This is a genomic window from Arthrospiribacter ruber (assembly GCF_019343195.1).
In the GTDB taxonomy this organism is placed as follows: Bacteria; Bacteroidota; Bacteroidia; order Cytophagales; family Cyclobacteriaceae; genus Arthrospiribacter; species Arthrospiribacter ruber.
The window spans coordinates 62743-82274 of the sequence record NZ_RPHB01000003.1 but is presented as its reverse complement, the minus strand read 5'-3'; the positions used below and the strand labels follow the sequence as shown (position 1 = coordinate 82274).

The following is a 19532-nucleotide window of genomic DNA, read 5'->3' as shown; positions in this document are numbered from 1 at the left end:
GAGACTCTTCCTTCGTCAGAGTGACGTACGTTTCTGTCAATGGTAGCGGAGCTTGCGGAGTCGAAGCATCTCCCTCATGGTAGGAGATTCTTCACTGCGTTCAGAATGACGATCTCCCCATATCTGTCATTGGTAACCGGAGTTTGCGGAGATGAAAGCCTGTCCCGCAGCATTGCAGGAGATCTCCCCTATTTTGGGAGACTCTTCCTTCGTCAGAGTGACGATCCCTAAATTTATGTCAATGCTACGAAGGAGGGGTCTGTCTATCAGAATAAAACATAGATTTTTCACTTCGTTCAAAATGACAAGGATAAGTCATCTTGGTGTCTTAGTTCCTTCATGGCTATTAATAATGGGTTCACGCCAAGGCGCAGAGGCGCTAGAAATAAGGCTGGAGTATGAATTAGGCCTCGTAAATCGTAAATCGTACTTCGTAAATCATTTTAAGACTTAAGACGCTAGACAAAAGACATAAGATGGGTTGGAGTATGTAAAAGGCTTCACCTTGTCACCCCGACGAAGGAGGGGTCTGTTCATGATAGGCAAACATAGATTTTTCACTTCGCTCAAAATGACAAGGATAAGTCATCTTGGTGTCTTAGTTCCTTCGTGGCTATTAAAAACGGGTTCACGCCAAGACGCAAAGGCGCCAGAAATAAGGTTGGAGTATGGAAAAGGCCTCGTCAATCGTAAATCGTACTTCGTAAATAAAAGATATGAGATGTGAGATTTGAGACAGGCCTCGGTACAGTTGAGACAGTGGTCTGTGTACCACTCCCCCTATCCTCTTTGCATGAAAAGAACATCTGTGGCATCATTACTTTCTCTATTATTCAAATAAATTCAGTAAATTTCATAAACTCAACCTGAAGCTTATGGAATTGGAAACTGTCTTTAGCATAGTCAGCAGCTTGGCCTTGATTTCATGGATATTGCTCTTTATTTTTTATTCAGGAAAATGGGTATACACCCTCCTTTTTTCAGGTGTACTTGTCATCCTTGCCCTTACCTATCTTTATTTTATAATACAAGGCATTAGCGGTGCTGAGGAGGGTGGCTTTGGAAGTTTGGCAGAAGTCAGGTCTCTATTTGGGTCCGATGAAGCCTTGTTGGCAGGATGGATACATTATTTGGCATTTGACCTGTTTGTAGGGATGTGGATTGCACGGGATGCTTGGAAAACAGACCTAAATAGGTGGATGTTACTTCCCTGTTTGCTTTTGACATTTATGCTTGGCCCTGTAGGTCTGCTGACTTATTTTATCATCAGAGGAATCAAAACCCAAACGGTCATACAGACTTCAATCTAGCCATGACGGCATTACACAAGATTTTCCGGCGCAACAGATTATTAGCTTGGTTTGGGCTCGTAAACTTCGCTCTTTTGCTTCTTTTTCTGCTCTTTTCCCTGGTAGATAGCCGGGAGCTTTTGGGTATCAACCTCTGGATCAAGCCAATGAAATTTGCCATATCAATAGGGATATTTTCTTGGACTATGGCTTGGTTTACTGGCTATATGCCGCAGCTTAGAAAAGTAAAAACCATCTCATGGGTAATTGTGGTGGCAATGTCCCTTGAAATACTCATCATTGCGGGTCAATCTCTCAGAGGAGAAACCTCCCACTTCAATATTACTTCCGCGTTGAACATTACCCTGTTCAATACAATGGGGGCTGCAATAGTCATCAATACGTTAATGGTTTTTTGGGCATTCCTTCTTTTCAGAAAAGTGAATACACTGACAGAAGGATATAAGTTGGGCATACAACTCGGCATGTTGATTTTTGTAATTGCCAGCTTTCAGGGCTTCGTGATGGTGGCCCAAATGAGCCACACGGTAGGAGCTCCGGATGGTCAGGAGGGAATCTTCTTTCTCAATTGGGCCAAAAAGTACGGCGACCTGAGGATCGCCCATTTTCTTGGATTGCATGCTTTACAGCTGATTCCGCTTTTTGCATGGTACTTTGCTCCACAAAAAAAACTTTTGGTCTGGATATTTGCCATGGTCTATTTTATGTTTTCGGTAGGGGCATATTGGTTTGCCTACCTATAGCTACTTCTCAGCCGAATAAAATTCTAATTTTCAGCAGGTTTTTGGCAAAAACTTAAAATAATTTTTTATCCATGTTGATTGGCATACGATTTTAGTAGTATCTTTGACGGGCAAATAGGGTTACCAAACCAATATTTGCCATGAACAGAAACTCAGATAAATTTCTTTTTGAAGCGCTCACTTATGATGACGTGCTTCTTGTCCCAGGATACTCAGAAGTCCTTCCGCGCGACACCGACACTTCTTCCCAACTTACCAAAAACATCCGCCTGAATATCCCGCTCGTTTCGGCAGCTATGGATACTGTGACAGAAGCAGAACTCGCCATTGCTATGGCATTGGAGGGAGGCTTAGGTTTTATCCACAAAAACATGCCTGTAGAAAAGCAGGCTGCGCAAGTCCGCAAAGTAAAGCGTTCCCAATCAGGGATGATCCTTGATCCCATCACTTTGCATATAGATGCAAAAGTAAAGGATGCCGAAAAAATCATGAGCGAATACCATATCGGTGGTATACCTGTGGTAGATGAGGACAGGACCCTTAAAGGTATTATCACCAATAGAGACCTAAGATTTGTAAAAGATCTTAACAGGGACATAAAAGAAATCATGACCAAGGACAACTTGATCACCGCCAAAGCGGGGATTACCTTGGAGCAGGCCGAAGAAGTTTTGCAGGAATATAAAATCGAAAAGCTTCCTATAGTAGACGAAGACAATAAATTGACAGGTCTGATCACTTACAAGGATATCCTTAAGAGAAGGGATAAGCCAAATGCATGTAAAGACGAATATGGAAGACTGAGGGTAGGGGCAGCTGTAGGTGTTACGGCGGATCTTGTAGAGCGGGTTGAAGCGCTCAAAAATGCCGGAGTAGATGTGATATCCATTGATACGGCGCATGGACACTCCAAAGGAGTTATAGATGCCTGTAAAAAAATCAAAGAAGCTTTTCCTGATCTTGACGTGATAGTAGGCAACATAGCTACCCCTGAAGCAGCTTTGGCCTTGGCAGATGCAGGGGCGGATGCAGTCAAAGTAGGTGTAGGTCCAGGATCAATCTGTACTACAAGGGTTATAGCAGGGGTAGGGGTACCTCAGCTGTCTGCGGTATATGAATGTGCCCATGCACTCAAAGGTAGAAATGTGCCTGTGATAGCAGATGGAGGCATCCGGTATTCAGGCGATTTGGTAAAAGCCATTGCAGCAGGGGGAAGTTCGATCATGATCGGATCACTTTTGGCCGGTACCGAAGAAGCACCAGGCGAAATGATCATCTACGAAGGAAGGAAATTCAAGACCTATAGAGGTATGGGCTCATTGGAAGCCATGGAATCAGGATCCAAAGACCGCTATTTCCAAGATGCCGAAGACAACATCAAAAAATTGGTACCGGAAGGAATTGTGGGACGTGTAGCTTATAAGGGTCTGGTATCAGAAGTACTATACCAATTGGTCGGCGGTCTTCAGGCAGGTATGGGTTACTGTGGCACCAAAACTGTGGAAGATCTTCAAAAAGACGGAAAATTTGTAAAAATAACCGCAGCAGGTGTCAAAGAATCACATCCTCACGATGTCAGCATCACAAGGGAAGCGCCTAATTATTCGGCAAAAATGTGATTTGAGGTTTGAGATACGAGACTAAAGACGCTAGACAAAAGAAGGGTTGAAGTGAGTAATGGGCCTCGTAATTCGTAAATCGTACTTCGTAAATAAAAGATACGAGACGTGAGATACGAGATATGAAAAAGGTACCAAATACGAAGAACCAAGATGGATTGGAGTATGGAAAAGGCCTCGTACTTCGTAAATCTCTTTGTCAGTGTCAAGAATCAATAATAGTGGATTAAAAGGGTGTCGAAAGGCACTCTTTTTTTTATGCTGTTTGCTTCTGTAAATACAGGTATATTTTTTATCAGCGCAAAGTCTGATTTTTTTTGAATAAAATTTTATTCTATATTTTGTTCAACTATAAAAATTTTACTCCGTATCTGTTCATATACCCAAGTAAAACATGAAGAAAACCCTTCTTTCCCTATTTTCACTTGTATCGGTTTTTTTGTCTCTGCCAGCTTCCTTTGCGCAAAGCCCACCATCAGAACTTCAATCCTCGCTTCAGGAATTCCAAAAGCAATTGCCTTATGAAAAGGTCTACCTGCATACGGATAAATCCCATTACCTTCTTAACGACACCATCTGGATCAAGGCTTATGGGACAATGGAAAAGGGTGGGGCAACTCCGGAACCAACAGCTTCTGTACCCCTTTATATCAACCTTTATCAAAATACCCGAACAGCACCTATTGTAGAAGAAGTCTTACGGCTGGAAAATGGCCAGGGAGTAGGTGACATTGTGCTTCCAAGAGAGTTGAGTCCCGGTAATTACCTACTTACCGCGCATACAGCCTACAGTGTTGAAAAAGGGCTGGAGTACTTGTTTGCCAAGGATATTTGGATAGGAGATGTCCGTGATGCATTTGTCCCAAGAGTTGCCCTGGAAGGAAACCTGGAGGTGAAATTCTTTCCTGAAGGCGGTGACCTGGTAGAAGGATTATTGTCCACAGTGGGTATAAAAGCCCTGGGAGATAAAGGCCTGGGAATTCCCTTTCACGGGTTTCTGGTCAATGATGCCAGGGATACTGTAGACAGGTTTGAATCAGATATGATGGGCATGGGCAGACTGAAGTTCTTGCCAGAGAAAGACCGGAAATACCAGGCCTTTGTCAAAACTGCCGATACGGAGTGGAAAGCATTTCCCATTCCCCCTGCAAAGGAAAGCGGAGCCGTACTCTCTGTACTGTTGGAGGAGGATAAAGAAGAATTTGAAATCAATATTGAAAAACAAGGCATTGATGCGGAGCAGTTTTGGCTTTTTGGAGTGTCTGAAGGGAAACTCATCTATGAAACTGAGCTCCGCGTAGAACAAGGTAAAGCACGCCTTGTGCTGGAAAAAGATGAGTTCCCTACCGGAATCATACAATTTTCACTTTTTGACAATCAACTTCTTCCTCTTGCCGAAAGGCTCGTTTTTTTGCATCCTTTTGCACAGTCGACCGTTGCCTTCAACACCCAAAAAGAATCCTTCAGGCCAAAGGAAATCGTAGAACTTGACCTACTGATTCAGGATGAGTTTGGAGTGCCCATCAAAGGTGACTTTTCCATTTCAGTAAGCGATGCAGGACAGGTGATTCACCCGAAACATGCCGAAAATATTTTTTCACATTACAAATTGAGTTCCGAAATCAAGGGAGCCATAGAAAACCCGTACTACTACTTTGATCCCGAAAATGAAGATGCTTTCAGTTCCTTGGACAACCTGATGCTTACCCAGGGCTGGAGGAGGTTTTCCTGGAAAGAAGTTTTGGAAAACGGGGCAAGGCCGGAAGCCAGGTTTGAGTCTGGACTGAGCATTTCCGGAAATGTCAAGATAATAGGGGGAAAGGAAGTAAAAGAACCAAGGGAAATCACCATGATGATTAACTCACTTTACTTTATGCCGGAGGTATTGCAGGGAACCACGGATGATGAAGGCTATTTCAAATTTGAAAATCTTGATTATTTTGATTCTGTAGCGGTTTTTATGCAAGCCTATACTGAAAAAACACGGAAGGCCGCTGAATCAAAAATAAACAAAGCCAATGAAATCAGTCTGGAAAACAAAGTTCAAATGCCCAGGCCTGAAAAACTGATTACAGGTATTGATGGGCTTAGAAATGGGGAGCTTGATGATACCTATCTGGTCAGGGTCGGTGAAGCGCAAAAAATGATGGAGCAGTTTGTTTTGGGACGGGAAGTCGAGTTAGCGGAAGTGGTAATCCAGACAAGAAGGCTCATGGAAAAGCCGGATCAAAGAGCTATTCTCTACGGCAATGTTGCCGAACAAAGTGTTACGGTCACGCCAGAACACTATATGTTCCAAAATGTCTATCAGTTGATTCGGGGGCGCTTTTCAGGGGTGAATGTGGTTGGGGATGTAAATGATTACTCGAGACCGCCTTCTGTACAAATAAGAGGGGGTACAGTTACCGGAAATGCCAGTGGAAGAGAACAGATGGGCGGTGCCCAAATCTGGATAGATGGACATCCTGTTGATAGAGTTACAGCCATGTTGCTGAACATGGTGGATATTGAAAGAGTAGATATAATCAAGTCTTTGGCAAGATCGACTATATTGGGAGGACCTACAGTGAACATTCTGACAAGAACCGGAAATCCCAACCCCAGATTGGATGAAGATCCCAGGCTAGGTATGGGAAATGAGCTTTTATTTACCAAGGGCTATATGTTACACCGGGATTTCTATGTCCCTGATGAAAATATAGAAGGTGAGCCCTATTACACCGATTACCGGCCGACGGTCTATTGGAACCCTTTACTGGAAAGCGGTTTGGATGGAAAAATCAAGGTCAGCTTCCCCCTTTCCGAGGGCAACAAAAACTTTGAGGTCATTTTGGAAGGTTTAAGTGAAAATAAAGAGCCTGTATTTGGTAGGTATACCATTCAGGTTGATTGAGAGTACCATTGACATAAATCGGGGCGGCACGTCACTCTGAGATTTTAAAATTGACATTTACGGTAAGGAAATGACAGTTAGTGTACGTCATCCTGAGATTTTAACATTTAGGGAATGTTCAGAAAGGGTAATGACAAAATTACGCGTCATGCTGAGCGGAGCTTGCGGAGTCGAAGCATCTCCCACATGGTAGGAGATTCTTCACTGCGTTCAGAATGACGATCCCTCCATATCTGTCATTGGTAATCGGAGCTTGCGGAGATGAAAGCCTGTCCCGCAGCATTGCGGGAGATCTCCTCTATTTTGGGAGACTCTTCCTTCGTCAGAGTGACGTGTCGCCCCGATCGATGTCAATGGTAGTGAAGCGAAAGCCTGTCCCGCAGTATTGCGGGGAGTCTCTTGATAAAAAAGGTAGGAGATTCTTCCTTCGTCAGAATGACGGAGGCCCGACTGTCATTTCCTTTCTGTAAATACCAAATTGTAAATACTCGGAATAAATAACTAAAAATAAAATAATTCTCAACCTTAATTCATGCAAAAATTCAAACCCATATATTTTTTTTTACTGCTCGTGTTTTTATTGCCTCCTACAAAGGTCTTTTCTCAATATGTGATTCAGGGAAAAGTGCTTGATGCCGAAACTTTGGAGCCTGTGGAGTTTGCAACAGTTTTTATCAACAACTCCACATTTGGAGATGTATCGGACAGCGAGGGGCATTTTTCAATCAATATTCCCCCCGGAAATCATGAACTGGTAATTAGCTTTATGGGCTATCAGACATTCAAGTATGATTTCAGTACCCAAAACCTCATGCAAAGCTACGAGTTCAGGATATTGCCCGAACCCATTGATCTGGAAGAGACTGAAGTCAGCATCAAAAGAGACCGTACCTGGTACAGAAATCTGGATGTATTCAAAGTGCATTTCCTGGGACAGAGTATCAATGCTGAGCGATGTAAAATCCTCAATCCGGAGGTTTTGGTCTTGGATGCGGAATCAGAAAAAGGCAAGCTTAAGGCAAGGGCCCGGGAAACGGTACTTATTGAAAATCCAAACCTAGGCTATACCATTCAATATGTTCTCGAAGGCTTTGAGCTGGATTTGGAAAGTGGAATAGCACGGTTTGCCGGATACCCATATTTTATTGAAGAGGATGTGCCCCGCAGGAGACAGAGAAGTTTACAAAAAAACCGGGAAAGGGCATTCAACGGTAGCATTGCCCATTTTATCAGGTCATTATACTTGGGAAAAGTGGAAGAAGAAGGTTATGAACTTTATGCCATTGAGCGCATTCCAAATCCGGAGCTGACAAGTGAGGAAATGGCCGACATGGCTCAGCAGGAACTTAGAAAAAGCCCCAATCCTTTGGTCAGGGACAGTCTGAAAAATATTATCCGCAGAAAAGATCTGACCCGGGAAATCGAGCAGGTCACAGAAACGAGGCTGTATGGGAAGGATCTGGTAGAAGTTTCCAGGAACGGCCTGACATTTCTTACTTATGACAAGCCTTTTTACTTGATTTACAAAGAGGAGGTGGAAGAAGTGGCCTTCATAAAAAGCTCAATAGACAAAGATGCTCAAATGTTTACCAGTGGGGTGGCAGTGGAAACCGATGTATCCACCAGCGCCCAAAGATCCTCCATCAGGATGTTGGGAAATGCTGTTCAGCTATTCGAGAACGGAAGCTACTTCCATCCCTATGACCTTATGATCGAAGGGTACATGGCTTGGGAAAAGGTAGGCGATCTGATGCCTTTTAATTATTCTTTGAAACCGTAAAAAATAAATTGATATGCTGCGTTATCTGCTTTCATTCACTTTTCTGCTAGTGTCAATCACATTGAAGTCACAGGATTTTCCTGAAAGACTACAGGAAAAATTAACCCAACATATACAGTCCAATCCATTTGAGAAAGTCTACCTGCATACGGATAAATCCCATTACCTTCTCAACGATACCATCTGGATCAAGGCTTATGGGACTGTGGAAATGGGAATGGAAATTCCTCAAGCTACCCCCACTGTTCCTTTGTACATAAACCTTTACAGCAACTTGAATAAAGAGCCTGTGGTCCAAGAGACGATCAAGTTGGAGGAAGGAATGGGTTGGGGAGACCTTGTCCTGCCAAGAGAACTCAACCCTGGAAATTACAGCCTGATCGCATTTTCATCGAGAAGTGAGTCAGCAGGGGAACAGTATCTCTTTGCCAAAGACATTTGGATAGGAGACTTAAAAGATGCCTTTATTCCAAGGACAGAGTTGGACGGAACCCTGAATGTAAGTTTCTTCCCTGAAGGAGGCGAATTAGTGGAAGGAATAAAAAGTAAAGTTGGGTTCAAGGCAACAGGGGACAAAGGACTCGGAGAAGAGTTTTATGGTTATCTGCTCCAAAATGAAAAAGACACGCTATTGAGGTTTGCATCCAACCCTCTGGGAATGGGTTCGTTCGAGTTTATCCCTGAAAAGGAAGCTCAATACAGCGCTTATGTCAAATCGCTTCAAAGCAAATGGAAACCTGTGCTGCTACCTAGGGCAAAGGCTAAAGGCGAGGTTTTGCATCTGGATATACTTTCAGATGAGGGGAAGGGCATTATTGAAGTAAAAAGTAACTCATCAACGGACAAAAATATGTTGCTGGTGGGAATTTCCGGAGGGGAGTTTTTCTGGAGTGAAAGCTTCAAACTTGAGGATGGATCGGCAACAGTCCGCTTCGAAAAAGACGATTTCCCCCCAGGAATTACACAGATTACCCTGATGGAAGAAACTGGCCTTCCTGTAGCAGAACGCTTGGTTTACCTTCATCCTTACGCACAGGCACTGTTGGAATTCGCTACCGATAAGGTCTCCTATAGCCCAAAAGACATGGTGAACATGGACATAACTGTGATGGATGAATTTGGGGCACCAATAGCCGGAGATTTCTCGGTTTCCATTACAGATGCCAAGCAGGTTGCTTCAGATCCACATGCCACAAATATTTTTTCACACTTCAGACTGGGTGCCGAATTGAAAGGGTTGGTTGAAAACCCATACTATTATTTTGATGTGGAAAATGAAGCGGCTGAAACGCACCTAGACGACCTGCTGCTGACGCAAGGCTGGAGAAAATTCAGCTGGGAAAGGCTGGCAGATGAAAGTGCAAAACCCTTTGAGTTTGAAAAAGGGCTTAAACTCAGCGGTCAGGTCGAGCAACTTGGAGGCAATCCGATTGAAGAGCCGCATCAGATAACCATGATGGTAAATAGTTCTTATGATTTTCCTCAAGTAATCGAGGGGGAAACAGATAAGGAAGGCCGGTTTTTATTTTCGGAGTTAGATTTTTATGATTCAGTATCCGTGTTTGTACAGGCCTATTTGCAAGCTGATGGCATCAACAAATCCCCCAAGAAAAATAACCTGATAAAATTGGATGATAAGGTTTTGAAAGGAAGGCCGGAGAAAGTGATTTCCGGGATTCCTGTGGGGCATTTGGAAGATCTGGACTTTGAATATGTGGTCAAGGTCGGCGAAGCCAGAAATATGATGGAACAGTTTGTTCTGGGACAGGAGGTTTTGCTACAGGAAATTACTGTGGAAGCCAGTAACCTGACAAAACCAAATGATGCCCGCACAATTCTATACAAAGGCAAGCCAGACTTTAGCCTCCCTGTAACCAGAGAAGATTTTGTATATGCCAATGCCATTCATTTCCTTAGAAATAGGGTACCTTCAGTACAGGTTGTAGGAGATGTGTTTAGTTTTCAAGATCCGCCTAGAGTACTTATAAGAGGGGGAATAATTACAGGAAATGCCAGCGGAAGGCCTCAAAATCAAAGTCATCCAATTTTGATAGATGGCCAACCAACCGATGTTTTGATGGCTATGAGTCTAAATATGATAGATGTGGAAAGGATAGATGTAATCACAAACTTAGGAAATAGGGCTATGATGAGCGGCAGTGCATATATCAATATCCTTACTAAAACGGGCAATCCAGGAGCTGAACTACAGGAAGACCCGAGGCTGGGACAGGGAAATGATCTGCTATTTACCAAAGGATATGTAACAAAGAGGGAGTTTTATGTTCCTTCAGGAAAGTTTGAAGAAGGAACTCCATTTGCCCAAGACTTCAGGTCTACTTTGTACTGGAACCCTAACCTCAGTACGCAGGAAGATGGCAAAATTAATATTTCATTTCCGCTAAACGAGGGAAGTGATTCCTTTGAGGTCATTTTGGAAGGCTTATCCAGTGAAATGGAGCCTATCTATGGGACTTTCTCTATCAAAAGGTGATATAGCACAATCCAAACTCGGTTTCAAAGGTTCTTCTCTTTTTGCACTTAAGCGGAAAAGCTATAGGGTAAATATACTTGAATACTTCTCTTAATAGGGTTTCTGCTTATTGACAATCAAGCGCTGAAAGAAGCTTCCGAACCTTTTTATAAAAACCCCACAAAAAATCAGGCGATTAGGCCAACTAAATCTTCTTCACTCCGTGATATAAACTGTATGAAAGAGTCCAATTTTCAGAATTAGTGTAGTTTTTCTTATATTGAAATAAATGAAATGCCCATGAAAGCCGTAATTCAATATCTCCTTCTCTATTTTTTGACTTCATCTGTGCTAGCGCAAATACCTGAAAAGGACATAGAGGTAGAAATTGAAGAGGCAGAGATCAATATACCTTTTGAAAAAGTATATCTTCATACAGACAAATCCCATTATTTTCCCAACGACACAATTTGGCTAAAGGGTTACGCGAGGACAGTTCCTTCTGATTTTGATGCTCCTAACTTCCATTCCGACGCGCTTTATGTTTCTTTGAGAAAAAGCGGAGAGGATAAAATTCTGAAAAAGGCACTTGTAAGAATGGAGAATGGCAGTGGTACGGCCAACCTTCTGATTTCAGATCTGGAATCTGGGGATTATATCCTAAGTGCCTATACAGACTTAATGCGAATTTGGTCTGAGGATTACATTTTCACCAAGCCACTGGTGGTCCAAGATCCTGGAAACCTGGCCATGAAGCAAAAAAATCCTGAACAGATTTTGGTATCTCTCCATCCGGAATCCGGATTGCTGATTCCCGGTATTAAAAATAAAGCCGTGGCATTGGTCAAAGATGAAAACGGAAGTCCATTGGATACATTTAAGGGTTATTTGATGAACAACAAGTCAGATACAATTTGCCCACTGCAAATGGACCAAAAAGGTATGTGCATGGTGGAATTTGAGCCCACTGCGGGGGAAACTTTCTTTATTCTGGGCAGCGGACCTGATGGCAATTGGAAAAAACACGAGCTTCCTGACTTTTTTCAAAAAGGAGTACTGATTCAGACCGACTGGAGTTCCCATCCTGAAAAACTCCTGATATCTCTCTTCAAATCCGAGGAGATACGTGATCAAAAGTTTCAAATGGTTGCCATGTCAGCAGGGCAAGCGGTATATGAAGCGATATTTGACATGAATGAAGCCCGGCAATCCATGGCTTTGGATAAGGACAAGTTTTTGCCCGGGGTATTCAACATTTCAATTCTAGACGAGTCAGGGCAGGTTTTGGGAGAAAGGAATGTTTTTCTTCACCCTCAGGCATTGGCGAAAGTGACCTTTGAAAATAATACCTTACAACCAAGCCCACGTCAAAAAGTAAGTATTGACCTGGAAGTTTTGGATGAGTTTGATGCCGGACTGGAGGCAGATTTATCTATTTCAGTGATTGACCTCAAGCAAAGCGGCACTATTCCTTCGAGCAACCTGAGCAGCCACTTTTTGCTACATAGCTATTTAGATGGTGGCTCCACCGCCTTTTTACCGGTTTTAGACCAATCTGATGAGAAATTGGCCCAGAAACTGGACATGTTGCTCATGGCTTTTCCCCTCAGAAACTCTCTGGCCAACACTTTAGCATTGCAATCTGCTTCCGATGAAGCGCTGATGTTGCCAACAGGATTCCAAAAGACATTGCAGATATTAGGTGAAGGTGGAAAACCCATAACTGAGCCCAAAACCTTGGAAGTTTTGGTGTATCCGCAAAATGGGGTTCCCGAAGCAGTGGATGTGAGCACTGATGCAAAAGGAATCTTCACCCTTAAAGGTCTCTACTTTCAAAATACTGCCAGCCTTGTCATTCAGGAGGTTATAGAAAACAAAAAAGGTAAAAAAGAAAAAATGCCTGTCAAGCCCGGGTACATTAGGGTATTGGATGAGCAGCTCCCTCCGACCTTTGCGCAAAGTCAGTTTGAAAGCACCAAAGAAACCCAAAATCCCTACCTCAATGATGTAATGCGATACAGAATGCTAGTGGAAGCCAACGCAAAGGAAATTCTGCTGGACACTGTAGAGATAGAAAACAATCGTCAAAGAATAGATATTCCTGACAAGGCCAATTTATATGGAGTAAATGCAGATATAACCATGGAGATACCTGATCGTGGATATGACCACATGAATGTGTTCTTGTACATGAGAGGAAGGGTTCCTGGAATGATAATGTTAGGAGACCCAAATGATTTTGGAAATCCGCCAAGGGTGTTTTTTAGAATGGGAGTTCACAATTACAGTTTTGGGGGTGGAATACAAAATGCTCAAGGAGCTTTATTTTTATTGAACGGGGTAGTCATAGACAAGGCATTGATTGCTGCTATTCCGATGGGTCAAGTCCATAGATTGGATATACTCAATAATGTCGCAAGTGCAAATGCCTATGGAGCCAGGGGTGCATCCGGTGTCATCAACGTGATCACCAAATTGGGATATGCCCGGTTTAACCCACCTGAACCGGAAGAGGCCTTTCAACTCCAAGGTTTTCACCAAGCAAACAATTTCAGGGAAATCTCGGAAGGAGTGCCGGTCAAGGATCCGTTTAAAAACAACCTGAAATCCACGATATACTGGAATCCATATTTGGAGACCGATGAAGAGGGAAGGGGAGAACTGAACTTTACCCTTTCAGATGCCAGTTCAGATTTTCTGGTAATAGTGGAAGGAATGAGTAAAACCGGTGAGCCTATCTTCGGTAGCTTTAAAGTAAGCAGTCAGGAATGAGGTCAGCATTGATCATAATGGTCTTGTTGGGTATTAGTTCGTCAGTCTTTGCCCAGTTTCCCATCCGTGGAAAGGTCACTGATGGTACGAGCAATGAGCCTGTGGAATTTGCGACGGTTTTTGTAAGCAACACTTCAATAGGAACCATAACGGATATGGAAGGCCAATTTGAGCTGTCCATTCCAGCAGGACAGTTTGACTTGGTGGTCAGCTTTATGGGATATTCTTCCAAGGTCGTAAAAATAGATTCCGGGGAGGGTGAGCAATTTTTATCCATCGAATTGTATTCTTCTGATCTAGAGCTGGAAGAAAGGATGGTCGAGGCACAAAGAGACCCTCAATGGTACAAAAACCTCAAAATTTTCGAGAAATTTTTTCTAGGCAGCAGCATTAATGCCAGAAAAGCCTCCATCTTGAATCCTGAAGTCCTGATATTGGATGACATAAGCAAGCCAGGTACTTTGATTGCCAAAGCCATTGAACCGCTAAAAATCGTAAATCCCAACCTTGGCTATAACCTGACCTTCGTTTTAGTGAATTTTGAGTATCAGGAAAAAGAAAACACGCTGTCCTACTTTGGTTATCCCTATTTTGAAGAAATGGAACTTCCTGCCCGGCAAATGGTAAGGATAAACAGAAACAGAGAAAGGGCATTTAATGGTAGCATTAACCATTTGATGAAAACTCTTTACCAGAATGAGCTTGAGGAAAGTGGTTTTGTTATCTATCCAGCTGCTTGGAAACAACTCCCCGACAATACTTTTGAAGAACAATTGGGCTCCTCAAAGTTTGAGGCAGACTCTCTATTGGTAAGATTAAATCAGGTAGTCTTTACTTACCGAAAACCGGTTATTGTATTCTATGATAATGAAAGGGAAGAAGCGGGCTTTCAGGCCGTATCAGGTAGGCGGGCAAGGGACTATCAGTTTTCAAGACTTCATCTCAAAGGTCGTTCTCTAATGCTTTATCCCAATGGTGGCTTTTACAATCCAAGAGATCTTTATATCGAAGGATATATGGCTTGGGAAAAAGTAGCTGACCTGATGCCAATTGATTATTGAAAAAGCTTTTTCTCCATGGTTTTGAGTTTTGGGAAATCAGGATATATGCATACCCGCAATTGCACCACACACCAAATAAATGAGGGAAAAATAGTAAGTAGGTACATTTTCGACCCATTTCCTGAAATGATTTGGGGCGGAATGATCAAATAAAAAAACCCCCATCTATTCCAGATAGATAGGGGTTGATAAAATGTCCTACTTCGTTTAATTGGTCATTGTCTAATATATATTAGTATCAAGTTTACCAATCAGCAGCTATTAAACATTCTACTGGTCCATTTCCATAAATTCACATCAGGAAATCACCTTCTTCTTGCTCTTTTCATAGGATTGTCACCCATGGAAGCACCTCTTACACCTCCGGCACTTTTAAACAGTTCAAACCTGCTAGGGGTAAACTGACGTGGCCAGTAGTTATTGGATTCATCAATGTCGGCTGTTTCTCTGTAAGGATCCAAGACAATGTTTTTTACCTCTTTCTTCTTGGCAAATACTTTGGTTACTTCCCACTCATTTAGTCTCCAGATTTCAGCAGGTATCCTTTCTACCTCAGAAGTTCCATCTGTATAATTGAATTGGATGATCAATGGCATGACCAATCCCCCCAAGTTACGGAAAGTCAGTTCATAGAAGTTAAGGCCTGCATTCAGGAGGTCTCTCTCTTTTTGGGACAGCCTGTCCATAAACTCTTTGTATTCTTTTTCATCTTCAGGAGTAACAGAGAATGGATTGTAGGTATTGTAAAAATCCCTGGTAGCTGGATCTGCTTCTACCACAGACTGTGGAATATCCTTGATATTTCGCTCTTGCCCGATATGAGCTGCTTCTCTTTCGGCTTCCTTCTGCAGGTCCGCTTTTTTCTGTGCCGGTGTTCTGTTATCCAATTTGTACCAGTTTACATTTTCCAAAGAAATATCCACTGGGTCTGTTCCAAAGAACCAACCTCTCCAGAACCAATCCAAATCCACTCCTGATGCATCCTCCATAGTCCTGAAGAAATCTTCTGGTGTTGGGTGTTTGAACATCCATCTTTCAGAGTACTCTTTGAAGGCAAAGTCAAACAATTCTCTTCCCATAACAGTCTCCCTGAGAATATTCAATGCAGTAGCCGGTTTGGCGTAAGCATTTGGTCCAAATTGAATGATATTTTCGGAATTGGTCATGATTGGCTCCAGCAAGTGTCTTTCACTGGCCATATAGGGAGCGATTTTGTGCGCAGGCCCTCTTCTGGAAGGATAATCTCTGTCCCATTCCTGCTCAGCTAGGTATTGGAGGAAGGTATTCAACCCTTCATCCATCCAAGACCATTGTCTTTCGTCAGAATTGACGATCATCGGGAAAAAGTTGTGTCCTACTTCATGGATAATCACTGAAATCATCCCGTACTTGATGGCATCAGAATAGGTACCGTCAGCATCAGGTCTGCCGTAGTTGAAACAGATCATTGGGTATTCCATTCCGTTGGTAGCCTCAACTGAAATGGCTACAGGATACGGATAATCAAATGTTCTGGCTGCGTATGACTTTAAAGTGTGTGCTACCACCCTTGTAGAATACTGCTCCCAAAGGGGGTTGGCTTCTTTGGCATAATAGGACATGGCCATTACGTCATTTCCTCCCTGCTTCACTGCCATCGCATCCCAGATGAATTTTCTGGAAGAAGTCCATGCAAAATCCCTTACGTTTTCAGCGTGGAAAACCCAGGTTTTCTTGTCTCTTGCCTTTTGCTTTTCCAACCTTTCGGCCTCTGCTTGAGTACGGATGATAACTGGGTTGTCAAAGCTGGTTTTGGCACGGTTCCATCTATCCAATTCTGTAGCGCTCAATACTTCCTCAGGGTTTTGCAAGACACCAGTAGATCCTACCATGTGGTCTGCTGGAACGGTAATTTTTACTTTATAATCTCCAAAAGTCAATGCAAACTCTCCTCTGCCAACAAATTCCTTGTGCTGCCAACCTTCAAAGTCCGAATAAACTGCCATTCTAGGAAACCACTCTGCCATGGTGTACAGGTAGTTTCCATCCTTTTCAAAATACTCATATCCCGGACGTCCTCCGATGAAACTCATTCTGTCGTGGATGTTGAAAGTCCAGTCGATGGTGAACTCTGTCTGCTCACCTGGTTGAAGGGCTTGAGGAAGGTCCACTCTCATCATGGTTTTGACGATGGTAACGGGGATGTCTGTTCCTGAAAGGTCTTTGACGGAAAGGATCTTGAAGCCTAGATCCTGATCATGCCAAAGGATATTTTCAAGTTGTCTGAGGTTCATCCTTGGGTTGATGCTACTTTCAGCGATTTTGGGGGTATTGGAATCTGCCGCCCTCTCGTTTTGGTCCAATTGGATCCATAAGTACTTTAATGGGTCCGGCGAGTTATTGTAGTAGGTGATTTTTTGCCAGCCTTTGATAGACTGATTTTCGTCGTTGAGTTCAACTTCAATTTCATGGTCCGCTTTCTGCTGCCAGTACATGTGGCCCGGTGCACCCGATGCGGTTCTGTATACATTCGGGGAGCGCAACATGGTCCCTAGCTGCTCAAACCTTTCGGCATGATTTTGTTCGGTCCACTGTGCCGCCACAGGAAAGCTAAAAAGCAATCCCATTACAATTGCTGTGAGGGTAAATAAGTGTTTCATAGATATGTATTCAAAGTTTATCCAGTTGCGGCTATTTTTAACCGTTGCTGGGCTCTGTTTATTTTTTACCAATACTTAGCTTCTAGCATCATCATAAAGGCCATTCCCAGGACAATGGAGGAAATCACCAAGGTCCAATCCTTCCTATTGATCCCTGCTATGCCAATCAAGATACTTGAGGCAGTCATAAATATAGCCACAATTACCAACTGTCCAACTTCCAATCCTAGATTGAATGCCAAAAGAGGCTGAAACAATGAGGCTTCTTTACCCAAAAGAGACCTTAGGTAATTGGAAAATCCCAAGCCATGAATAAGACCAAAGAAGAGTGCAAAGAAGTAATTGATCTGAATGCCTTTGCCGGTACTCGGCTTAGGTTTGAATATATTACTGAGTGCGGTAATGACTATGGTGACTGGAATCAAGAACTCTATCAGGTCAGAATCCACCTTTAGTACATTGAGTGTAGCCAAAGCAAGGGTGATAGAATGGCCAATGGTAAAGGCGGTTACCAAGATGATGATTTTTTTCCAATCTCTAAGCACATAAAGTGCGCAGAGCGCTACCACAAACAAAATATGATCAAACCCCGCCAGGTCTAATATGTGCTGAATACCTAATTGAAAATACAGTTGAAACTGTCCCATAAATTGCTAAACCTATTTCCCTGAAGTATTTTCAGGAGTACCGTTAATTTGTCTAATTTGCAAAGAAAATAAAATTAGGCGATCCAAATGCAATTGAATTACATATTGATGCTCTTTTTGGGATGGAAGGTGTTTTTTCACCCCTTCTATATCAGCCTTACGGAAGTGAGGTACAACCCACAAGAGAAAAGTCTGGAGATAGCCCAAAAAATATTCTGGGATGACCTTGAAGTAGCTTTGGGAGATATCCACAATACAAAAGTTGACTTCTTAAATCCAGAGGATAAGGATAAACTTGAAGAGATGGTCAAATCTTACTTGTTGTCAAAAAATGAAATTACTGTCAACGGAAAGGTCATTCAACCGGAATATTTAGGATATGAAATAGAGGAAGAAGCCGCTTGGTTTTATTTAGAGATAAAAAATGTTCCCCGTCCCCAAAAGGTCAATATCAGAATTGATGTATTGTTGGCACATTTTGATGGTCAGCAAAACATCATCAACTTTTATGTGGACAAAAAACCCAAAAGCCTGATTTTGTATAAGGGTAAGGAAAAAGGTATCTTGGAGTTTTAGCCTTGAATGATCCGATGGGAAAAAATCTTGCCAGGTTTAAAAAAAACCTGGCAAGATTGATCAATAAAAATCAGAATACAGCATGGCCCTCCAGATTTCGTTGGGAACTCCTCCCACCAATTCCAATTGACCCTGTGAACCTTTCTCCAGCAAAAAGCCATCACCCATCCTGAAAAAAGCAAATTGTTCATAGAAAGGGTTTCCCAATATTAAATTAAAGTGACCGCCGACCAGAAGCATTTCTTCTTGACTCATGTAGTCAGGTAAAAAGTCAGATGCTCTTGAAAATGCATTTTCAGGATCAAATTCGGCCAGTGGATTGAGCTCCTTCAGCCTCAAGATGGAAAGTCCAAGTTCCATGGACTCCAAAGATTGTGAAGCCCTACACATTTGGCTGCTGATACCTTGTCCTACCGGAATATCTAATTTTTTAATGGTATTTCCAATGAGTAAAGACATATTTTTCCCGCTTTGACTTAGCTGTCTTGCTACATCAGGGTCACAGGATGTCCACCATTCATCAAGGCCTGAATCCTCCCTATCCGATCCCACATCCGCTTCCATGTGTCTTAATACCAATGCCAGTTCTTTATTCTGATTCTGAAAATTGACCAATGAATTGACCACTTTTCTGTACTCTTGGGGCCGGTTTGTCAGTATCACAGGAAGAATTTTTTTGTCAATGTCCGATCCTTCTCTTTTCACTTCAACAAAAAAAACATTGATATGCGTATTTGATCCGGAAAAGCTAAACTCACCGGATGGCGAAATTTCATATTCATCTGCCGGAAACTGTATGGAAAATTCAGCAGGAAGGTTGGTCTCAATAGTAAAACTTGTTGTGCCATCTTCAGAAATTCGGACAATCATGATACCATCTTCAAATTCCTGAGAGGTAATCCTAAAATCCACCGGACCTTCCTTATCATTAGGGTCACATGCTGTAAAAAACAGAACATTTAACAATACAGAGAAAATCCAAAAGTTTAATTTCAATTTTTTCATGAGCGTTTAGTTTT

General features: G+C 42.5%; 13 protein-coding genes. 10 read left to right on the top strand and 3 right to left on the bottom strand.

What is annotated here, in order from left to right; translation table 11 throughout:
* The first annotated feature begins 875 nt into the window (after positions 1 to 875).
* The 9 genes from EGN73_RS06320 (at position 876) to EGN73_RS06280 (ending at position 14651) form a co-directional block, all read left to right on the top strand.
* Positions 876 to 1310 carry an ABA4-like family protein gene (locus EGN73_RS06320; protein WP_219287701.1) on the top strand — a complete coding sequence of 145 codons (435 nt, stop codon included), beginning with the start codon at positions 876 to 878 and terminating at the stop codon, positions 1308 to 1310.
* Between the two features lie 2 nt (positions 1311 to 1312).
* Positions 1313 to 2053, top strand: coding sequence for a hypothetical protein (locus EGN73_RS06315; protein ID WP_219287700.1), 741 nt, complete (start codon positions 1313 to 1315; stop codon positions 2051 to 2053).
* Between the two features lie 140 nt (positions 2054 to 2193).
* Complete coding sequence (gene guaB / locus EGN73_RS06310) at positions 2194 to 3672, top strand: IMP dehydrogenase (protein ID WP_219287699.1); 1479 nt, start codon at positions 2194 to 2196, stop codon at positions 3670 to 3672.
* A gap of 394 nt (positions 3673 to 4066) precedes the next feature.
* The gene (locus EGN73_RS06305) at positions 4067 to 6565 is read left to right on the top strand and encodes a Plug domain-containing protein (RefSeq protein ID WP_219287698.1); all 2499 of its coding nucleotides are present in this window, start codon (positions 4067 to 4069) and stop codon (positions 6563 to 6565) included.
* Between the two features lie 215 nt (positions 6566 to 6780).
* Positions 6781 to 7035 carry a hypothetical protein gene (locus EGN73_RS06300; RefSeq protein ID WP_219287697.1) on the top strand — a complete coding sequence of 85 codons (255 nt, stop codon included), beginning with the start codon at positions 6781 to 6783 and terminating at the stop codon, positions 7033 to 7035.
* A gap of 62 nt (positions 7036 to 7097) precedes the next feature.
* Complete coding sequence (locus tag EGN73_RS06295; RefSeq protein WP_219287696.1) at positions 7098 to 8345, top strand: carboxypeptidase-like regulatory domain-containing protein; 1248 nt, start codon at positions 7098 to 7100, stop codon at positions 8343 to 8345.
* Between the two features lie 13 nt (positions 8346 to 8358).
* Complete coding sequence (locus tag EGN73_RS06290) at positions 8359 to 10839, top strand: Plug domain-containing protein (protein WP_219287695.1); 2481 nt, start codon at positions 8359 to 8361, stop codon at positions 10837 to 10839.
* A gap of 279 nt (positions 10840 to 11118) precedes the next feature.
* Entirely contained in the window at positions 11119 to 13590 is a 2472-nt protein-coding gene (locus EGN73_RS06285) for a TonB-dependent receptor (protein ID WP_219287694.1), read from the top strand.
* Positions 13587 to 14651, top strand: a complete 1065-nt coding sequence (locus EGN73_RS06280) for a carboxypeptidase-like regulatory domain-containing protein (protein WP_219287693.1) — start codon at positions 13587 to 13589, stop codon at positions 14649 to 14651. Before EGN73_RS06285 ends, EGN73_RS06280 begins: the two co-directional genes overlap by 4 nt.
* A 305-nt stretch (positions 14652 to 14956) precedes the next feature.
* Here EGN73_RS06280 and EGN73_RS06275 read toward each other — a convergent pair whose 3' ends face one another.
* Positions 14957 to 17290: a M1 family metallopeptidase gene (locus tag EGN73_RS06275; RefSeq protein ID WP_219287692.1), complete on the bottom strand. Its 2334-nt coding sequence runs from the start codon at positions 17288 to 17290 to the stop codon at positions 14957 to 14959.
* 65 nt (positions 17291 to 17355) lie between these two features.
* Entirely contained in the window at positions 17356 to 17937 is a 582-nt protein-coding gene (locus EGN73_RS06270; protein WP_219287691.1) for a HupE/UreJ family protein, read from the bottom strand.
* A gap of 87 nt (positions 17938 to 18024) precedes the next feature.
* Here EGN73_RS06270 and EGN73_RS06265 point away from each other — a divergent pair, with 87 nt between their 5' ends.
* Positions 18025 to 18513 (top strand): DUF6702 family protein, encoded by a 489-nt coding sequence (locus EGN73_RS06265; RefSeq protein WP_219287690.1) that lies wholly within the window; start codon positions 18025 to 18027, stop codon positions 18511 to 18513.
* Positions 18514 to 18573: 60 nt separating this feature from the next.
* On the opposite strand, the gene EGN73_RS06260 is transcribed toward EGN73_RS06265, so the two are convergent.
* Positions 18574 to 19518: a histidine phosphatase family protein gene (locus tag EGN73_RS06260; RefSeq protein WP_219287689.1), complete on the bottom strand. Its 945-nt coding sequence runs from the start codon at positions 19516 to 19518 to the stop codon at positions 18574 to 18576.
* Between the last annotated feature and the right edge of the window lie 14 nt (positions 19519 to 19532).